Consider the following 19,206-nt stretch of genomic DNA (forward strand, 5'->3'; position numbering starts at 1 on the left):
CCGCACCCCCGAGCCATGCGGCACCCCTCACAGCGCCACAGGCACCGGCACCGGCGCAGGCGCGGGTACCGGCACCCTCACCCCCACCCTCGTTCTCGTGGCCACCAGTTGCCCGTCCTGGGGATACGCGTGCCACGTACGCCAGTGCACCTGTCCCTCGTGCCACTGCGCGAGCATCGCCGTGAAGGCGTGCGGGCTGCCGGGGAAGACCCCGGCCAGACCGTGCGGGTGGTCGGCGACGAGGGCCAGCAGTTCCTGGGCGCGGCCGGCGAAGGAGCCCGGTGACAGCACCTCGACGCGGGCGGCGAACTCGTACTCCCAGTCGTCCGCACGTTTGGCCACGCCGAGCGGAAGGGGCGTGCTGGACCCCGGAATGCACGCGACCGTCTCCGAGCAGTGACTGCCCCGCTCCTCCTCCAGAAGCACCTGGTGGGACGCGCCGAGCAGCCGCAACTGCAGCTTCGCGCCGCCGAGTTCGAGATCGAGCGTGGCGAGCGCGGGCAGCGGCTCGCGGCCCAGGGCCCAGGCGAGGTCTGCCGCGCGCGTGTCGGTGTAGGCGGTGTTCAGGGTCGTGAGCATGGGTCGGCTCCGCAGCGACGCAACGATGAAGAGGAGTGGGTCCGGCGCACCCCGGTCGACGCCGGGAATCGTGGCCCGGTCAGCCAGGTCGGGTGAGGACGTCGGGTGAGGACGACGTCCCAGTCGGTCCGGTCAGCCGTGTCAGGCCTGCCGGGAGGGACGTCCGGGGGCTGCGTTGGCGATTTATAGGGAATCATGAACTGTGGTGCAACCACAGCGTTTTTACCCAAGTTGGCGTGCTTTCCATCCCCCCGAGGGCAGGCCAGCTCAACTGTTCAACCAGGCGTACGCCCCGTCGGTCGACACACTCCCCATGCGCCCACCGAGCCAGGCGCACGCACACGGGGGCGGCGCCCGTCGGACGGCCGGGCCCACCCGGCGTACCCAGGCGTGAACAGAGGTGCTACCCGCGCGCCGGGCCGCGAGCAGCGTGGCACGCACCGGACCGCCTGCCCCGTCCGCGCGGCTCCACACACACGAGCGCCCGCCGGGATGTCCTCCGGCGGGCGCTCGCGTCGTGGAGCTCAGCTGCCCCGTGTCAGCTGCCTCCACCGCATCCGCCTCCGCCACCGCAGGAGGACCCCCCACCGCATGACGAGCTGCTGCTACTGCAGGACGAGCTGCTGCTGCAGGACGAACCGCTGCTCCCGCACGACGAGCCACCGTGCGACGAACCTCCGTGCGACGAACCCCGGTCGTCGTGCGAGGAGGAGTGGGACGAGCCACTGTCCCCGACGCCGGCCGCGCCCAGCACCCACCAGCTGTTGTCGCTGCTCGACGAGCCGCTGTCGCTGTTGCGGTGGGCGCTGCGGTGGGCACTGCCGCCGCGGCCGGACGACCTGCCGCCCCGGGCCCCCGCCCGGGCCGCGCGCGCCCTGCGGCGGCTCTCGGCCACGATGAGCGCCAGCAGTCCACAGACCACCACCAGGATGAAGCCGATCACCACGATCGCGTTCATGGCGTCACCCTCCCCTCTCTCTTTCGAGTCCCCCGAAGCGGCCCCCCGTGGGCGCCTCGCTCACTTGCGTGTGGCGGGGATTCCCGCGCCGCGGACCGCTCAAAGCCGAGTTGAGCAAGTCCAGAGGTTGTCTCTCGCGGGGTCGGTCGCCGCTGCCACCACAGGAGGAGGACGAGCCTCCCCCACCGGGCGAGCCACCGCCACCGCAACCGCCGCACGAGGACGGTTGCCGGTGACCACCAGCGAGGTGCGTCACTTCACGGGAACTTTTATTCCGAGCAGTTTTTCCGCATTTCGGAACGCGATTTTCTCCTTGGCCTCGCGCGGCAGATCGACTCCCCGGAACCAGTCGGTTTGAGTTTTCATGTTCGCAAACGGGTAGTCGGTTGCGAACATCACTCGATCCACACTTATGTGCTTCAGCAGGAGATCGAGCAGCTCAGTCTGGGGGAATGCGCTGGTGGTGAACCAGAAATTGTCGTGGAAGTACTGCTCGAACGGCTTGTCCAGGCTCTTCTTGGTCACCTCACTCATTTTCTCCACGATGCGTTCGTAGAAGAACGGAAGACCCTCCCCCATATGGCCGATGATGATCTGGAGCTTGGGATGCCTGTCGAACACTCCCGAGGTGATCATCCGGAGGCACTGGGTAACGACTTCCTGGTGCCATCCATACGCCGAGATGCTGAGGACCTGGTCCTGGAACTCCTTCTGATATTCCGGCCGCATATTGCTGTAATAGATGTCGAAAACCTCGTCGGGCGGCAGGCCCGGGTGGATGTATATCGGCACATCAAGGGTTTCGGCGCGGGCCAGCAGGGGCTCGAAGTCGGGATGGTCGAGAAATTTCTTCCCGATGACTCCATTGGTCAGGCATCCCAGGAAGCCGTCTTCCCGCACCGTGCGTTCCAGTTCGTCCGCCGAGGCCTCCGGATCCTGCAGAGGTAAGGTGGCAAATGCCTGGAAGCGCCCCGGATAGGTGGCCATCGGTCCATCGACGAGCATCTTGTTGAGACGATACGCGAAGTCGATGCCCTTCCGACCTTTGACATTCTGCACACCAGGCGTATGCGCGGAGAGGATCTGGATGTTGATCCCCGCCTCGTCCATGGCACCGATGCGGCGCGGGCCGAGCTCGGCAAGACCGGTGTCCTCGAGGAACAGCCTGTCGTTCAGCACCATCAACTCACGGGTGGAAAAGGTTTCTTCCGTGCCGATGAAGGGCAGGTCCTGGTCCCGCAGTGAAATGTCCGAAGCTTTGTCCGAAGCTTTGTCCGAGTTCTTGCCCGAGTTCTTGCCCGAAGTCTCGTTGTCGTTCGCTGCCGAGACAATGACATGCGTGGACAAGCCGGCACCGACGCCAAGTGCCGTGGCGGCGGTGAGAAAGCCGCGGCGTCCCATGGGCTTCATGTCAGTCTCTTTTCAGGTGTTTGTGTGATGCGGCATCCGTGCGGCATCCGTGCGGCATCCGTCTGCGAGATACCTCGGATCGACCGTTCGTCGTTTTCGACCTCGACACCGACCACGCCGGTCCCGCCGCATCGCTAGTCCGGATGCCGAATTCCTACCGAGCGAACCTGAGACGAGCGTTAGAGCCCGTCCTCGAACCGTCGCGGTTCGACCTCGCCCGGTCTCCGGTGATCGGTGCGCATATGGGGCTGCGGGGGGGGGACCTCTACGCCACCACGCCGGTGCGGGCGCTGGACACATGGTTCGGCCGACCGGCCTGAGCACCGCATTAACGGTCGTCTCAGGTTCGCTCCGTAGGAAGTCGGCATCCAGACAAGCGATGCAACCCGTATGCAGGAGGCTAGTGATGGCAGTCGACGCAGCGCGGTCCGGGGAGTCCCCGGCCGGTCGGTTGGCGGGCCGGTGGGTGCCCTGGTTGGTGATCGGCCTGTGGCTGGTGCTGGCGGCCGGCATGGTGCCGCTGAGCGGAAAGCTGAGTTCGGTCACCACCGACAGCGCCGTGGACACCCTGCCGGCCGGCGCCGAGTCCACCAAGGCGGCGGTGCTGGACGACCGTCTCCCCGGTGGTGACAGCAACACGTTCGTCTTCGTCTACCACCGGGCCGGCGGCATGACCGGCGCCGACCGCGCGACGGTCGAGCGCCATTACGACACCCTTGCCAAGCGGTACCCGCCGAAGGCGACGGCTGCGGCCGGCGAGGGCGACGAGGGCGACGAGGGCGACGAGGGCTCATCACCGAGTCCCTCCACCGACCGCAAGGCGATGATGTTCACCCTTGAGGTGAGCACGGCCTACGGCGCACCGGAGGACATCGTCGGCCCGTTGCGTGACGCCGCGAAGGACCGCCCCTCCGGCCTGGAGCTGGATGTGACCGGCCCGGGCGCGATCGACGGCGACATGGATGCCGTCTTCGACGGCATCGACGTGCAGGTCCTGCTCACCACCATCGTCGTCGTCACGCTCCTGCTCATCCTCACCTACCGCAGCCCGGTGTTGTGGATCATCCCGCTGCTGGCCGTCGGCGCTGCCGCGCTGACCGCGATGGGGACCGTCTACCTGCTCGTCAAGGGCTTCGGCATCGTGGTCAACGACCAGAACTCGGCGCTGCTGACGATCCTGGTGTTCGGCGTCGGCACGGACTACGCGCTGTTGCTCATCGCTCGATACCGGGAGGCGCTGCACCACCATGAGAACGTCCGGGTCGCCATGGTCCACGCGCTGCGCGGCGCGGCGCCGGCCATCGTCGCGTCCGCGGCCACCGTGGTCGCCGGCCTGCTCTGCCTGCTCGTCGCGGACCTGAACAGCACCAGCGGGTTGGGCCCGATCGGTGCGGCCGGCATCCTGTGCGCGCTGGTGGCCATGCTGACGCTGTTCCCGGCGGTGCTCGTGGTGCTCGGCAGGCGGATCTTCTGGCCGGCCGTCCCACGGTTCAGCACGGCCGTGGAGGAGAAGCCGGGGCTGTGGGGGCGGCTCGGCACCGCCATCGGCCGCCGCCGGTGGGTGGCGACGCTCGGCTCGCTCGGAGTCCTCGGCGTGCTCGCCCTCGGGCTGGCGGGCAACACCGGCGCCCTGCGGGAGCAGGACCAGTTCCTGTCCGCGCCGGAGTCGGTCACCGGCTTCACCGTTCTCCGCCAGCACTTCCCGGAGCTGGGCGGCCAGCCGATGACGGTCTTCACGCGGCCGGAGCACCGGGAGCGGGTGCTCGACATCGTCAAGGACACCCGTGGGGTGGCTCTGGCCGTCCCGGAGCAGACCAGCGGTGGCTGGGCCAACATCTCCGTGTTCCCGAAGGACGCGCCGGACACCGCCGCGGAGTACGACACGATTGTGCGGGTGCGTACCGCCGTGCACGCCGTGCGCGGGGCGGAGGCGATCGTCGGCGGCCCGAGTGCGGAGAACCTCGACACCGAGGTGACCACGGGGCGCGACGAGAAGCTGGTGATCCCGCTGGTGCTCGTCGTGGTCCTGATCGTCCTCGGGCTGCTGCTGCGCGCGATCCTGGCCCCGCTGGTCCTGATGGCCACCGTGATCGTCTCGTTCGCCGCGGCCTTCGGCGGCAGCGTGTTCGTCTTCGACACCATCCTCGGGTTCAAGGGCATCGACTATTCGGTGCCGCTGCTGGCATTCCTGTTCCTGGTGGCGCTCGGCGTCGACTACAACATCTTCCTGGCCAGCCGGGCCCGGGAGGAGGCCGTGCGTCTCGGCACCAGGGAGGGCCTGCTCAAAGCCCTCTCGGCCACCGGTGGCGTCATCACCTCGGCGGGCCTGGTCCTGGCGGCCACGTTCGCGGTCCTCGCCACTCTTCCGCTGGTGATGCTGATCGAGGTCGGGTTCCTGGTCGCCTTCGGCGTGCTGCTCGACGCCCTGCTGGTGCGGTCGGTCCTGGTGCCCGCCCTCACCCTGCTGATCGGCCGGCGGATGTGGTGGCCGAGCCGGCTGTCCCGGCCGGCGGCGGAGCCACCGGTCCGTCGGCAGTCGCCCGCCGAGGACGAGGAGCCCGCGCTGCAACGGTGAGCGCGGCGGCACGGACGAGATCCGGGACGGGCCTGGGACCCAGGCCCGTCCCGGGTTTTTTCGTCGGCCCGAGGGTCGCCGCCCTCTGGCCCTGCGCCGCGCCGCCGAGGTGGGTCAGCGCACCGCGGTGTCCTCCCCGGCGGTGAGCCGCGCGGGCTGGGCAGGCGGGGCGGGCGGGGCGATCGGGTCGGGCTGGGCGGGCGGGGCCGCGGCCGGAAGGTCGACCCGGAGCAGCGCGCCACCGCGTGCGGAGCGGGCGACGCCGGCCCGGCCGCCGTGGGCGTCGACGACCCGCTGCACGATCGACAGCCCCAGACCGGATCCCGGCAACGCCCGGGCGCTGTCGGCACGGTAGAACCGGTCGAACACCCGCGGTACGTCGGCGGCGTCGATGCCCGGCCCGGCGTCGTCGACCTCGAGCACCACCGACGCGTCCTCGGCACGGAGCCGGACCTGGACCGGCTGGTCCATGGGGGACCACTTGCCGGCGTTGTCGATGAGATTGAGCACCGCCCGCTCAAGCGCGGCGGGACGCCCGCTCACCCACACGGAGGTCACGTCGAGCACGACCTCGACGTCGGGCGTACGGGAACGTGCCCGGGTCACGGCGGCCACCACCACGTCGGCGAGGTCGAGCAACTCGGTGTTCTCGTCGCTGACGTCACCGCGCGCCAGGTCGGTCAGCTCGGCGACAAGGGTGCTCAACTCGGCCACCTGGGCGCCGAGATCGTTGAGCAGCCGGGTCCGGCTCTCCGCCGGCAGTGCGCTGTCCAGGGTGCCGCGCCGGTCGAGCCGGATCAGCAGCTCGACGTTGAGGCGCAGGCTGGTGAGCGGGGTCTTGAGCTCGTGGGCGGCGTCCTCGGCGAGCAGCCGCTGGGCCCGCCGGGAGTCCCGGAGCGCGGCGAGCATGTCGTTGATCGACCGGATCAGCCGCCGGATCTCCCCACCACCCTCGTCCGGGATGCCGGCGTCGAGATCCCGGGTGTGCGCGACACGTACCGCGGCGGCGGTCAGCCGGTCGATCGGTGCCAGCCCGGCCCGTGCCACGGTCCGCCCGACCAGCGCGCCGCCGGCCACGCAGAGCAGCCCGATCAGCAGCATGCCGAACCCGAACTGGTTGACCGGGCCGTCGTCGGCGACCTGGGCCACCTGGACCGCGCCGTCGCCCACCCGCAGCGTGTAGATGAGGTACCCGTCCTCGTCGCCGTCGTGCGACTCCATCAGGTCGGCCGACGCGCCTCGCGCCACGCGCCCGGCGTGCTCACCGACCGGGGGCAGCGCGGGTTGGCCGGCCGGCGTCCGGGTCGAGCCGTCGGGCAGGATGACCCGCACCAGCCGACCGGACCCGGGATACGGCGGTAGCCGGACCTGCGCCAGACCGGCGCGCTCCGCGTTCGTCGCCACGACGCGGGAGTCGGCGCGCAGCTGCTTCTCCGCGGTGTCCCGCAGTTCCCGGTCCATCAGTTCGCTGGCCACCTGGAAGGCCACGAACACACTGACCGCGATGGCCGTCGCCGCGATCACCGTCAGCCTGCTCCGCAGGGACCGCCGGCGCCACCATCGGGTCAGCCGGCGCGGTTCCCGGCCGGCGGGCCCGCTCACGGAGGGGTCTCCCGCAACACATAGCCCAGGCCGCGCAGCGTGTAGATCAGGCGCGGCTCACCCTCGGCCTCCGTCTTGCGGCGCAGGTAGCTCACGTACACCTGGAGGTTGTTGGCGGTGGCGCTCATGTCGAAGCCCCAGATCGCCTCGAACAGCGCGTCGCGGGTCAGGACCCGGGTCGCGTTGCTCATGAGCACCTGCAGGAGGGAGAACTCGGTCCGGGTCAGACGCAACGGCCGCCCGCCACGCCACGCCTCGAACCGGTCGGGATCGAGCCGGACGTCGGCGAACGACAGGATCTGCGACTCCTCGTCGGCCGGCGTGCGCCGGCGCAGCAGGGCCCGCACCCGGGCCAGTAACTCCTCGGTGGCGAAGGGCTTGGGCAGGTAGTCGTCGGCGCCCGCGTCCAGCCCCGTGACCCGGTCGGAGACCTGGTCACGGGCGGTCAGCATCAGCACCGGCAGATCCCGGCCCGCTGCCCGCAACCGCCGGCAGGTCTCCAGCCCGCCGAGGCGGGGCATCATCACGTCGAGGATCAGCAGATCCAGCGTGTCGCCGCCGGCCCCGACGACCCCGTCGAGCACGGCGAAACCGTTGGCCACGGTGCTGGTGTCGTACCCCTCGACCTGGAGCACCCGCTCCAGCGACTCACGGATGGCCGCCTCATCATCCGCGATCATGATCCGCACGTCGGCCCGCCCCCTTACGGTCGATGTTTTTGCCGCTCATTGTCCCCGGCCAACCTGAGGCCAGGATTAGAGCGCCCAACCGGAGGCCAGGATGAGAGCGTCGCTGCGGACCGCGCTCTCACGGACACCTCATCGCACCCGGCGCTCAGTCCCCTCCGCCCCCGCAGCCACCGCCGCAGGAGCCCCCGCCCCCACCCCCGCACGACGAGCCACCCGACGAGCCCTTCGACGAACCGTCCGGCGATCTCCCGCCGTCCGCCCACCAGCTGCGCCGTCGGCCGCGCCTGCGGGCCACCACGACGATCACCGTCATGACCACGGCGTACACGGCCCAGACGGCGACCAGCAGCCTCATGTTCTCGTCCACGACCACACCCCCCGTACGTCGCGGCGCCGCGGTCAGCTGCCGCCGCCGCAGCCACCGCCACCACCACCGCAGGAGGACCCACCGCCGCAGGAGGACCCGCCACCGCACGAGGACCCACTGCCGCACGACGATCCCCCGCTGCGGTGGTGCGACGAGCGGCCGTCCGCCCACCAGCTGTGCGAGCGCCGACGGCCCGTCCGCGAACCGCGGCCCGCACTCGAAACAACGCTGATCAGAACAACCGCGCCCACGATGACGAAGAAGACGACGTCCATCTCCGGACCTGCCTTTCACTCCCCCTGCAGGCCCCCCATGAGTCCTGCGTGACGGGGGGATGCCCGCCCGTCTCACCGGTCAAAGCGAAGTTGAGGAACTCCAGAGGTTCGGCGCAGGATGACGGCCATGACCTCCAGCGCAAGCTCCGCCCGCACGCCTCGTCCGGCGCAGAACCGGCGGCTCGCCGAGTTCGGAACGACGATCTTCGCCGAGATGTCGGCGCTCGCCCTGCGGACCGGGTCCATCAACCTGGGCCAGGGTTTCCCGGACACCGACGGCCCCGAGGAGATCCGCGAAGCCGCCGTACGGGCGCTGCGCGACGGCCGGGGCAACCAGTACCCGCCGGGGCCGGGCGTCCCCGAGCTGCGGACCGCGATCACCGACCACCAGCGGCGACGGTACGGGCTGGAGTTCGACCCGGACACGGAGGTCCTGGTCACGGCGGGCGCCACGGAGGCCATCGCGGCCGCCCTGCTGGGGCTGCTGGAGCCGGGCGACGAGGTGGTCGCCCTGGAGCCGTACTACGACTCGTACGCGGCCTGCATCGCGATGGCGGGCGGAACGCGCGTACCGGTGACGCTACGGCCGTCCGGGGGATCCGCCGACACGGGCGACACGGGCGAGGAGCGGCGCTTCCGGCTCGATCTCGACGAGCTGCGGGCCGCCGTCACCGACCGGACCCGGCTGCTGCTGATCAACACGCCGCACAACCCGACCGGCACCGTCCTCACCCGTGCGGAGCTGACCGCGATCGCCGAGCTGGCGGTGGAGCGGGACCTGCTGGTGGTGACGGACGAGGTCTACGAGCACCTGGTCTTCGACGACGCCGAGCACCTGCCGTTGGCGTCGTTCCCGGGAATGCGGGAACGGACGGTCACCATCGGCTCGGCGGGCAAGACGTTCTCGTTCACCGGGTGGAAGGTGGGCTGGGTCAAGGCTTTTTCGCCTACCTATTGGATGCTGGCCGCGTGAACGTCTGGTCGGACATCGGCAAGGATGGTCCCGAAGGATCGGCGGGTACCCGAGGTGAGGATGGTGGAGACATGAGCGGCAGGCCGCTGCTGAACCGCAGGCTGGACGGACTCGGAACGACGATCTTCGCGGAGATGTCGGCACTGGCGACCGCGACGGGCTCGATCAACCTGGGCCAGGGCTTCCCGGACACCGACGGGCCCGAGGAGATCCGCGAGGCCGCCGTCCGCGCCCTGCGGGAGGGGAAGGGCAACCAGTACCCACCCGGCCCTGGCATCCCGGAACTGCGCGCCGCGATCTCCGACCACCAACAGCGCTTCTACGACCTCTCCTTCGACCCCGACACAGAGGTCCTGGTCACGGCCGGCGCCACCGAGGCCATCGCCGCCACCATGCTGGCGCTGCTGGAGCCGGACGACGAGGTCATCGCCTTCGAGCCCTTCTACGACTCCTACGCCGCCTGCATCGCGATGGCCGGCGCGAAGCGCGTGCCACTCACCCTGCGTGCACCGTCATTCCGCCCGGACCTGGACGAGCTGCGCGCCAAGATCACACCCAGGACCCGCGTCCTTCTCCTCAACACCCCGCACAACCCGACCGGGATGGTCCTCACCGCCGACGAACAGAGCGCCATCGCCGCACTCGCCATCGAGCACGATCTGCTCGTCGTCACCGACGAGGTGTACGAGCACTTGGTCTTCGAGGGCACCCACCGCCCCGTCGCGGCCCTGCCCGGCATGCGCGAACGCACGGTCACTATCGGCTCGGCCGGCAAGACCTTCTCCTTCACTGGATGGAAGGTTGGCTGGGTGACGGCGAACGGAGCGCTCGTCTCCGCCGTCCGAACCGCAAAGCAGTACCTGACGTACGTCAGCGCGGGCCCGTTCCAGTACGCGATCGCCGAGGCGCTGCGCCTGCCGGACGCGTACTTCGACGGCTTCCGCGCCGACCTCCGCCGCAAGCGCGACCTGCTCGGCGACGGCTTGCGCGCGGCCGGGTTCGAGGTCTACCAGCCCCAGGGCACGTACTTCATCACCACCGACATCACTCCCTTCGGGGAGAAGGACGCCTACGCCTTCTGCCGCGCCCTCCCCGAACGCTGCGGCGTCGTCGCCATCCCCAACTCTGTCTTCTACGACGACCCCGACGCCGGCCGCAGCCAGGTGCGCTTCACCTTCTGCAAGAGGGACGACGTCCTCGACAAGGCTGCCAGTCGGCTGCAACGCCTCGAGCCTTGATTCCGGCATCGGCTGACTGGTGGGTTCGCATGTTGCGGTGTCGCGCATTCCCTGTCGCCGAGAGCTCGGTCTCGCGTTGAGTAACGTAAGACCGAACTGCTGGCGGCACTCCTACTCCTCGTCGAGGAGGATGTTCGCGAGTTCTTCCACCTTCTCGGTAATGACCTGGAGCTTCTCAGCGTCCCGCGAGGTGTTCATGCGGCGGAGTGCGACCTCGGCCGCCTTGCTGCTGCCGTCGCGAAACACGGCGTCGACGACTGCGGCAGCCGGAGTGCCGCGCTTGTAGAGCGTAATGACGGCGTACTGCTCACCGGGAATATCGGCAGGCAGGTGGGCGAGTCCGAGACCGTCGAGGCGTCGACTGATGCTGGCACGGACATGAACGCCGAGGCGGCCAGCTTGCTCTAGGTCACGCAGAAGCCACATGACGACGCGAAGAACGCCGCCTGACTCTTCGACGGCATGCCGCAGCTCCTCCCAGCTCTCGACCTGGCTGCCAGCGTCGACTGCGGTGAGGTCGAACACAGGTGTAGCCATAAGGATCCCCCCAAACTTGAAGTCAAAGAAAAATTCTAACTCCAGATTATCTTTGCGGATTTGATTCGTCCAGAGGGTAGCGCCGACCGGTCGATCGTTGGCTCTTCCGTTCAGTCTCTGGCTCCGCAAGAAACGGGCTGGGATCACCGTGCCAGGTGATGGTGAGGGCGTCACGGGCGCGCGTGGCGGCAACGAACAGCATCGAGCGGGCCTTGCGCAACTCCCGGCGGTAGCGTGTCGGATCCTCGGTGCGGTACCGATCGATCGAATCCAAGCGCGGAACGAGCCTGTCGCTGGCGCCCACGATGACAAGGCGCTGGTACTCCAACCCCTTGAAGCGGGGCATGGTTCCCACGTGGATCTCGCCGTCACCGCGAGGGCCGTCCGAGGTCAGCTGGGCGTAGCCGAGGCCCGCTTTCGTGGCGAGGTGATAGATCACTTGGCTCACCTTGTGTCGGTCGGGGACCGCTACGGCGATCAGACCGCGGAAGTCGCGTGCCGCACCGCTTTCATCGGTGGCAAGCTCGTCGCGCCAGGCACGCAAAGTGGAAGCGAGGCCGTCGAGTTCCTCTTCCCAGGTGGTGTAGCCGAAAAGCTCGGGGGCAGGCCCGTGCAGAACGGAGCGGTAGCCCGACAGTGTGTCGGTTCCGTCGTCGAGGTCGTCATATGTCTCGCCGGACATGACCGTCAGGGCACGGGCGAGGATCTCCTTCGTGGTGCGGTAGCTCAGGGACAGTCGGGCGGAGCGGCCTCTGACGTTGATTCCGAGAGAGCCGAGGGAGACATGGTTGTCGTAGACCCGTTGGTGCGTGTCGCCGGCGATGAACATGTCGTTGTCGCCGGGGGCGACCATGGCTCGCAGCATCTTCCAGTGTGCCGCGCGCAGGTCCTGTGCCTCGTCGACGACGATGTGCTTGTAGCGGTACTTCAGGTCGCTCAGTGATGCCTCGGCGTCGCGGTGGATCAGGTCGCGACCGCCGACCTGATCCTTGTACGCCTGACGGGCCTGGATACGCGCGGCGCGCTCCATCTCGTAGCGGGCGGCGCGTTCGGCGGCTTGGCCCCAGGTCTCGATGTCCTTCTTGTCGAGGCGGGCAGTGAACTCGTCGAGGATCTTCCAGACGGCGGCTCGTTCGGGGCGAGTGAGCGCGCGTCCACGACCGGCTCGGCGCGTCTGGAAATAGGCGGTGCGCGTGGCCACGGACTGGCCGAGGATGACCTGCTCCCACTCCTCGATGAGGAACTCGGGTTCCCAGGATCCCTGCTGACCGAGTTCGGCGAGCACAGTGCGCAGCTCGGCGAGGGCCGTGCGGTCATCGACGCGGCGCTTGACGCGGCCCGAGAGCGAGTTCTCGCTGACGACCTTGTAGGCGAGTTCGTCGATGTGGGCGATCTCCACGCGGGCGAGGAGATCAGGGTCCCCGATGAGATCGGTGAGGCGAGCCCGCAGGTCAGCCGTGAGGTTCTTGGTGAAAGTTGTCAGCAGGATGGGCTTGTCCCGGCCCGGCTTCAACTGCTGTACGAGGTGGTGGATCCGATGCAGGGCGACGATGGTCTTGCCGGTGCCAGGGCCGCCGGAGACGCGGGCGGGGCCGTTGTAGTCGCGGTCGACCAGTCGAGCCTGGGTGGGGTGGAGGAACACCTTCCATGCCTGGAAATCGCCGTCTTCCAGGACTTTCTGCAGGGCGTCATCGATGGTGGTGACGGTGGTGCGGGCGAGGGCGGCGCCGAAGTCTCCGAGGTCGATCTGGTCGGTTGAGGCAACCGCAGCAGTGATCTCGGCACGTACTTCGTCCGGGCTCATTCCGGCGGCCAGGCCGTACAGGACGTCCTGGGACAGCAGCGGTGCCCCCGCTACCAGGCGGTCGAGGTCGGCAGTGTCGGTGAGGGTGAGCGCGAGGTCGATGAGGGGTTCAGCGACGCCAAGTTCGCGGAGCAGCTGATGGGAATGCCCGGCAAGCAGCGGAGTTGCCGGGGCAGTCGGCTCGGCGTCGGGCTGTGCATCCGGTCCGGAGGCGGGGGCGGCTTCGGCCTCTGCGGCGGTGGTCGCGTCAGGTTCGGCCGGGACGAGTTGGATGCCGGCGCGGCGCAGGGCGCTTTCGCCGACGACGGAGAGGTCGACGAACTCGATCTCTCCGGAGACGCGGTTGATGGCGACGGATAGTTGCTCGTAGACGTCTCGCCGGTGTCGGACCGCGATGACCAGCCAACTCTCATCCCCCGTCTCGTCCGTCCCGGTGCGGGTGAGCAAGGCGCGGTAGGAGTCGTCAATCCGAGCGGAGAAGATTTGTGAGTCGCCCTTGAGCGCCTTCAGCTGCAGGCCGTTGCTGTGCGGGTTCTCCCGGAAGCGGTGGGAGAAATCGTAGAACTTGGCCTTCACCGAGCGGTCGAGCTTGTAGAGCTCTTGCTCGGCTTTCTGGTACAGGCTGAGCCGGGCAGTCATCAGGTGGCGCCTTCCAGGTCGTCGATGGGATTACATGGCGTGCTGGCGCCTCTTCAGCTGCCGGCAACCGCGTCCGGGAGCAGAACGAGCAGCTCGTCGAACTGGGCGAGCCAGTCGACGGCGCTGCGGATGGTCCAGCCTGCGGCCCGGTAGGCGGCGTCCCGGCGCTCGGCTTCTGGGTCGGTGCGGCCGTGTTGCGCTGCGGGGACGACGGCGACCTTGGCGGTGTCCTGATCCCAGGCGAAGTCGGCTTGCCAGCCGCCTTCGCCGAGCTCGAAACCGAAGACTGGGGCTATCTTGCCCCGGTTGGCGACTGCCTGGGCGAGGCGAATCAGGTCGGCTTCGCTGTCCTCGTCGAGCAGTGGGATGACCTCTTCGTCCCACGCTGGGTCCCGAAACTCAGCCTTGGCGGGCTGCTTGGCCGCATTCTCAGTGTTGACTGTTGGCTGCGGATCGGGCGCACTGTGCTGGGGAGTCGGCGCGCTGCTGAGCTCTCCTGTGGGCGTTTCCGGGACGCTCAACTCTTCATCCAGTGCGGCTGTACCGCTGAGCCCGGGCTCGTACTGCTCGCTCAATAGTTCCAGGATGTCCTTGTCGCCTCGAATTCGAAGGTGCGCGAGCACGTCATCCATGGTCGTCGCGTCTGCGAGACCAATGCGTCGGCCCAGAACGGCGGGCATGTCCTTCTCCGTGACCTGGCCGGACAGGGCCATGAGTCGTAGGGCTCGCTGCGTGTCCGTGAGGTTGAGTTCCGGTTCGTCGGCCAGGCGCAGTGCCTTGAGGCGACCGTCCTTTGCCGCCACGAAGACGTGGTCCCCCTCGACCGCATCCATGCGTTCGAGCAGGGGGCGGATTGAACCGCAGCTGGGCTGGTTGCGCCAGACGAGTTGGATGTCACCGACGTCGTGGGACAGTTCCAATCGACCGCCGGGAGCGAGGCCCAGGTGCGCGGCGAAGCCGGCCGGGATGGTGAACCCAGATCCGCGCAGGTGTTCGCCGTTCACGTCGAGTCGGTACCACCAGGTGCCTTGGCCGGTTTGGAAACAGCGCCGGGTCTGTGCGACGTCGCGTCGCGGCTGGTAATCGGCCGCGCCGGTCTCGGTGGAGGCCGCTACGCGGATCCAGCCTCGCTTGAAACGCTCGAATTCCGGAGCGGCGAGGTAGGCGCGCACGGACTTGTCAGAAACGTCGAACTGCGAGCAGAGCGAGGTGACGATGTCCTCGGACTTGGCTTCGCCACCGACGGATTCGAGTTCCCGGATGATCATCTCTCGGATGCCGAGGTACTCGACACCGCCCCAACGCCGCAGGCCGTACAGATCCCGGTCGCGCCGCATGAAGCGGTCGTCGGTCTGAATCTGGTTGCGCAGGCTGGCGAGCGCCGTTCCGTCGTCCAGGCGTGCCAGCAGGTCCTCCATCGCGAGAGGGCACCCGACGAGCATGAGAACCGCTTCGGCCCGGTCGTTGACAGAGCGGCCCCAGGGCAGCAGGTGTCCTTCGGTGACGCGGAAGCCCTTGACCGCCAGTAGCCACTCTTCCGCGGCTGCCTCGCGAATGCCGAGTTGCCCTAGCAGCTCCACAACCTCGGCCCAGACCGGGGCCGACTCACTGCAGCGACGTGTCAGCTCTGCCCGCGTCTGTTCGATGCGCTCGTCGAGATCGCCCTCCACCAGCCAGCCGCTCGTCCAGGTGCGGTCGGGAAGCAGGGAGGCAATGAGCTGCCAGAGAGGAAGGCCGAGAGCGGGGACGGCAAGTTCGTGGACCGGGTGGAGTTCGCGTAGTTCGGTCTCGGTGGCCACCGGTCCAAGAAGTTCCTGGACAGCGAGGAGGTGGCCGAGGAACGGCTGGCCGGCGCCTGAGTGGAGCCACAGCTGGAGCTTCTTCTCCAGCTCGACCTGGATCTGCCGGGCTCGCTCCCGGCTCACCCCGAACTGCTCGCCAAGGGTCTCCAAGGAGATCCGGTTCTGGCCGAAGGTACGTCCTGCCGCGACGGACAGCTGACGTTCGCCCCAGTCGTTGATGAGGCTCTCGAGCGCGTCGAGCGGCTCCTCCAACAGTGTCGACTCGGCTGCGGGACCGGCTTTCGCACCAGGCGTCGCTTCGCTCTGCTCATCTGCGTCCCGGGCGGAGGCGCTGCTCTCCTCTTCTGGGTGTTCCTGGGCCCAAGCTCGCAGGGTGTCAACGGCGGCGCGGATAGCGGGCGGGGCGTCGGCTGGGAGCAGGCGTACCAGCATGTTTGTGAGAGCGCGGACGTCCAGGTCTGGCTCTGCGGCCGATTCGTCGCGGGAAGCGGCGGCGATGGGTTCCATCAGGTTCCGCCCACCGCTGACGAATGGGCGAAGGAGCGGTCGGACGAGCCCCGCGATTGCCTCAACACCTTCCTCGGCGCCTGCGTCCGACGCCGCTTGCTCGATCGTCACCTGCAAGTCGGTTTCCTGGCCCTCCGGGCAGAAGCACAGGTTGGGGAGCGCCACGCCGAGTGGCAGGTGCGGCCAGTAGGCGCACAGGGCCTGTGCAGCGCGGTGGGCCACTTCCTCCACGCTGATGGTGGCCGTTACGTCGGTGAGCGACGTTTCGTTCCACCACATGCCAGGCAGGCGGGAGTCTTCCAGCAACGGGCCCAGTTGCCGTGGATCACCCCAGCGCAGGGCTGGCAGCAGGTCGACGAGCGCTATACAGCGGGGGGACTTAGATTCGATCGGGCCAGTCACGTGAGGATCCACATCTCGTGCGTTCGGGCGTGTTTCAGGTCAACGGTTGCCAACCAGCTGGGGCCGGAGGGCGGACCGTGGCTCTGTGAGCTGCGAAGACCTGCAGCTCAACACCAGTAGGCGCGCTGCGGGCGCCCGACGGGCCGCCCGCAGCGGCGTTCTGCTACCACTCCAGGGCGTCCAGCATGTCCTTGACGGGGTCGTCGTCCTGGTCAGCCGCCGGTGTGAGCGCGTCCAGCACGAGCGAACTGACGATCGCGACAAGGTCCCGGCTGCCCCGAGCGTTGATCTCTCCCTGGAGGTAGTGCAGCCCACCGTTGGCGTAGTCCTCGAAGATCTTCAATCGGTCGGCAAGCCGGTCGTCACCCAGGATCTTCGCATCGTCGGGGAACTCGGCAGCGGCGATCAGGTCGATGAGCACATCGCCGTAGGGCCGGTTCTCAATGAGGGCGTAGCGGATCGGTTCACCCGACTTCTCGAACTCGACACGCCGTTCCTTCCTGCGGCCGAGAGCAGCGGCGAACAACAGCGCCTCGTAGTTGGCTCGGAAGGGACCGTCCTTGCCAGTGAGGAGGGTCAGCAACTGCTCGTGTTCGGCAGGGCGCCGGAACCGGATCTCAACGGCCATCAGGCAGTCACCTCTTCAAGGACGGTGTGGTTGAACTCGCCGTGTGAGACGTAGGGGAACTCACGGCCGTGGATGGTGATGCTGTCCTCGTCGGCGTCCGAGTTCGTGGTGTATGAACGCAGCACATACATGCGCGATGCGGCCTGCCCGAGGTGTTCCAGCACCATGCCGCGGGACTGGGACTTCGACAGTAGGGTGATGATCTGGGACGTCAGCTTCGGCAGCGACTCGGCGATGTCGTTCTGGTATGCCACATCGAGGTTCCCGAACGGAGCGTCCATGACGACGGGATACACTCCGCCACCCCCCAGGACAGCGTCTGTGGCCTTCTGCTTGCGGTCGTATGTCTCCTTCGTCAATTCGGAGACGGCGCCAACGAACGACAGGCCCAGGATCTGGTTCTCACCGGTACTGCGGGCCGCCGCGACACCCGCCGAGTGATTGACGAGTTCAAGGGCGAAGGAGGTGGTCAGGCTGGGCGTGAAGGGCCTGATGCAAATTCGTCCGAAGACGCTCTTGACCTTGGCATCGAGCTGCTGGCGGACCTCCTCGGTCTTCACTGCCAAGATCCTCTGGAATGCGTCGAGGACTTCGTCGACCAGCAGGACCTGACGCTGGATTCGCTTGGACTCCTCGTCCTGCACACGCGCCGAGTGGAACTGCCGCCGCACCTTTTCGATCTGCTCGTCCAGCTCCGTTAGCTGTGACTGGGCTTCCCGGTGCTGTTGCAGCGCGTCCAGGCGCTTTCGGTCGAACTCCTTGCGCCGCTCCTCCAGGCGCTGCACGTCCATCACGTCGACACCCTCGAGCTCGCGGGCGATGTCGCTCATCTCAGCGTCGATCTGCTTGATCGACGCTTCGATGTCCTCGATGTCGGCGACGCACTCACGCAGTTTCGCGAGCAGATCAGCACGGGCCAGGGTGAGATCGGCGGTCTTGCCGCGCAGGTACATCCAGCGGCTCTCGACATCAGCGAGTCCTGCGTTGTAGCGGCGTTCTTCCAACGCTATGCGTGCTTCAGAGCCCTCGGGCAGGTCACGCCCGCACATGCACTGCCCGTCCTCGAGCAGGCCGTCGATGTAGTCACGCTGGATGCCTGCGGGCAGTTCTCGGCGCTTGCGCATACCTTCGGCCAGGTCCAGCACCGTGCTGTCGATGCCGCCAGTGAACGCCAGGAAGCTGTTCTTGGCCAGGAGGTCCCGCTTTCGCTCCTGGCGCTCGATGCGCTTGGCCACCAGTTCATCGAGTCGGAACTTGAGTTTGGCCCGCTGGCGCTGCAGCGGAGCGGCCTTACCGTTGGCCAGAAGTGCTCGGTTTGCCGCCTCGACTTCGCGCTCATAGCCGGCAGCGTTTTCCGAGAGCTGGAGCAGTTCCTTGTGCACGTCGATCTTCTGCTGCTCCAGCCGGTCCTGCTCGGCGGTCAGCGCCTGCAGCCGCCCGTCGCCGTTGCTACCCACCTGACGGCTCAGCTTGCGGGAGGCGGCCGGCAGGTGGGTACCGATCGCACGTTCGATCTCTTCCAGACCCATCAGGGTCTTGATCGCCTGCTGGACCTCATCTGTACGGTCGCCGGTGAACATTCGCTCCATGCGTTCACCGTTGAAGAAGAAGAACTGGCGCAGGCCCTCGGGGAGGATCTTCTGGATACGGTCCTGACCGTTCTGGACCGTTGTGCTGGCTCCATGCTCGGATTGGGTGACAGTGAGCTTCGGGGTCAGTGCGCTCTGCTCGTCAGCGTTCTTGGTTGTGGTGACCGCGCGGTGCACGGTGAAGTTCAGCCCCTCGTGCTCGAACTCAAGTTTCACCGAAGCGCTGACCAGTCCGCCGAAGGGGGTCTGCGCCCACGCGTGGTCGTTGATCACACGCTCTTGGCGCTCCACGTCATCGGAGAATGTGCCGTACAAGGCCCACGTGAAAGCATTGAGCAGGGTTGTCTTGCCCGCACCGTTCATGCCGAAGATAAGGACAGCGGGCTTGTCCTCTGAAACCTCGAGATCGAGCTTCTGAATGCCGTGGAAGACACGGAAGTTTTCCAACGTGAGCTTGAGCAGTTTCATTTGGCCAGCTCCTTGGCGGCACGGACGATCTCATCGGTGAGCAGGGTTGGGTTCTTGACATGCAGGTGCTCACGTTCGAGTTGCCACACCTTCGCCACAAGCTTCCTGGCCTCTGGCGACAGGCCGTCCATGATGTCCTTCAAGCTCTCCGTCGTTCCCATGAC

14 protein-coding genes and 1 pseudogene are annotated in these 19,206 nt (G+C 67.7%); 3 read left to right on the forward strand and 12 right to left on the reverse strand.

The window, feature by feature from the left end:
• Positions 1-27: 27 nt before the first annotated feature.
• The 3 genes from PYR72_RS22310 to PYR72_RS22320 all read right to left on the reverse strand — a co-directional run bounded on the left by PYR72_RS22310 (position 28) and on the right by PYR72_RS22320 (position 2,947).
• Positions 28-579: a DUF2617 family protein gene (locus PYR72_RS22310; protein ID WP_275456945.1), complete on the reverse strand. Its 552-nt coding sequence runs from the start codon at positions 577-579 to the stop codon at positions 28-30.
• Positions 580-1,117: 538 nt separating this feature from the next.
• A complete protein-coding gene (locus PYR72_RS22315; protein WP_275456946.1) occupies positions 1,118-1,537 on the reverse strand; it encodes a hypothetical protein in 420 nt (139 codons plus the stop codon).
• Between the two features lie 252 nt (positions 1,538-1,789).
• Positions 1,790-2,947 (reverse strand): amidohydrolase family protein, encoded by a 1,158-nt coding sequence (locus PYR72_RS22320; protein WP_275456947.1) that lies wholly within the window; start codon positions 2,945-2,947, stop codon positions 1,790-1,792.
• Positions 2,948-3,353: 406 nt separating this feature from the next.
• On the opposite strand from PYR72_RS22320, the gene PYR72_RS22325 reads away from it, so the two are divergent.
• Positions 3,354-5,522 (forward strand): MMPL family transporter, encoded by a 2,169-nt coding sequence (locus PYR72_RS22325; protein WP_275456948.1) that lies wholly within the window; start codon positions 3,354-3,356, stop codon positions 5,520-5,522.
• Positions 5,523-5,636: 114 nt separating this feature from the next.
• On the opposite strand, the gene PYR72_RS22330 is transcribed toward PYR72_RS22325, so the two are convergent.
• The 3 genes from PYR72_RS22330 to PYR72_RS22340 form a co-directional block, all read right to left on the reverse strand.
• Positions 5,637-7,124: a HAMP domain-containing sensor histidine kinase gene (locus PYR72_RS22330; RefSeq protein ID WP_275456949.1), complete on the reverse strand. Its 1,488-nt coding sequence runs from the start codon at positions 7,122-7,124 to the stop codon at positions 5,637-5,639.
• Positions 7,121-7,813: a response regulator transcription factor gene (locus PYR72_RS22335; protein WP_275456950.1), complete on the reverse strand. Its 693-nt coding sequence runs from the start codon at positions 7,811-7,813 to the stop codon at positions 7,121-7,123. The genes PYR72_RS22330 and PYR72_RS22335 overlap by 4 nt, the downstream gene beginning before the upstream one ends.
• A gap of 145 nt (positions 7,814-7,958) precedes the next feature.
• Complete coding sequence (locus PYR72_RS22340) at positions 7,959-8,306, reverse strand: hypothetical protein (protein WP_275456951.1); 348 nt, start codon at positions 8,304-8,306, stop codon at positions 7,959-7,961.
• Positions 8,307-8,573: 267 nt separating this feature from the next.
• Between PYR72_RS22340 and PYR72_RS22345 the strand changes: the two are divergent.
• Both PYR72_RS22345 and PYR72_RS22350 read left to right on the forward strand, forming a co-directional pair.
• Positions 8,574-9,389, forward strand: a pseudogene (locus PYR72_RS22345) (aminotransferase class I/II-fold pyridoxal phosphate-dependent enzyme); the annotation flags it as partial.
• Between the two features lie 110 nt (positions 9,390-9,499).
• The gene (locus PYR72_RS22350; RefSeq protein WP_275456952.1) at positions 9,500-10,666 is read left to right on the forward strand and encodes a pyridoxal phosphate-dependent aminotransferase; all 1,167 of its coding nucleotides are present in this window, start codon (positions 9,500-9,502) and stop codon (positions 10,664-10,666) included.
• Between the two features lie 111 nt (positions 10,667-10,777).
• Here PYR72_RS22350 and PYR72_RS22355 read toward each other — a convergent pair whose 3' ends face one another.
• The 6 genes from PYR72_RS22355 to PYR72_RS22380 form a co-directional block, all read right to left on the reverse strand.
• Positions 10,778-11,191 (reverse strand): hypothetical protein, encoded by a 414-nt coding sequence (locus PYR72_RS22355; RefSeq protein ID WP_275456953.1) that lies wholly within the window; start codon positions 11,189-11,191, stop codon positions 10,778-10,780.
• A 58-nt stretch (positions 11,192-11,249) separates the two neighbouring features.
• On the reverse strand, positions 11,250-13,646 hold the full coding sequence (locus tag PYR72_RS22360) for a UvrD-helicase domain-containing protein (protein ID WP_275456954.1): 2,397 nt from the start codon (positions 13,644-13,646) through the stop codon (positions 11,250-11,252).
• Positions 13,647-13,699: 53 nt separating this feature from the next.
• Positions 13,700-16,357, reverse strand: a complete 2,658-nt coding sequence (locus PYR72_RS22365; protein ID WP_275456955.1) for a hypothetical protein — start codon at positions 16,355-16,357, stop codon at positions 13,700-13,702.
• A gap of 163 nt (positions 16,358-16,520) precedes the next feature.
• The gene (locus tag PYR72_RS22370; protein WP_275456956.1) at positions 16,521-16,985 is read right to left on the reverse strand and encodes a DNA phosphorothioation-associated protein 4; all 465 of its coding nucleotides are present in this window, start codon (positions 16,983-16,985) and stop codon (positions 16,521-16,523) included.
• Positions 16,985-19,042 (reverse strand): AAA family ATPase, encoded by a 2,058-nt coding sequence (locus tag PYR72_RS22375; RefSeq protein WP_275456957.1) that lies wholly within the window; start codon positions 19,040-19,042, stop codon positions 16,985-16,987. The genes PYR72_RS22370 and PYR72_RS22375 overlap by 1 nt, the downstream gene beginning before the upstream one ends.
• On the reverse strand, positions 19,039-19,203 hold the full coding sequence (locus PYR72_RS22380) for a hypothetical protein (RefSeq protein ID WP_190152738.1): 165 nt from the start codon (positions 19,201-19,203) through the stop codon (positions 19,039-19,041). The genes PYR72_RS22375 and PYR72_RS22380 overlap by 4 nt, the downstream gene beginning before the upstream one ends.
• Between the last annotated feature and the right edge of the window lie 3 nt (positions 19,204-19,206).

The organism is Streptomyces sp. VNUA24, assembly GCF_029167005.1.
GTDB lineage: Bacteria > Actinomycetota > Actinomycetes > Streptomycetales > Streptomycetaceae > Streptomyces > Streptomyces scabiei.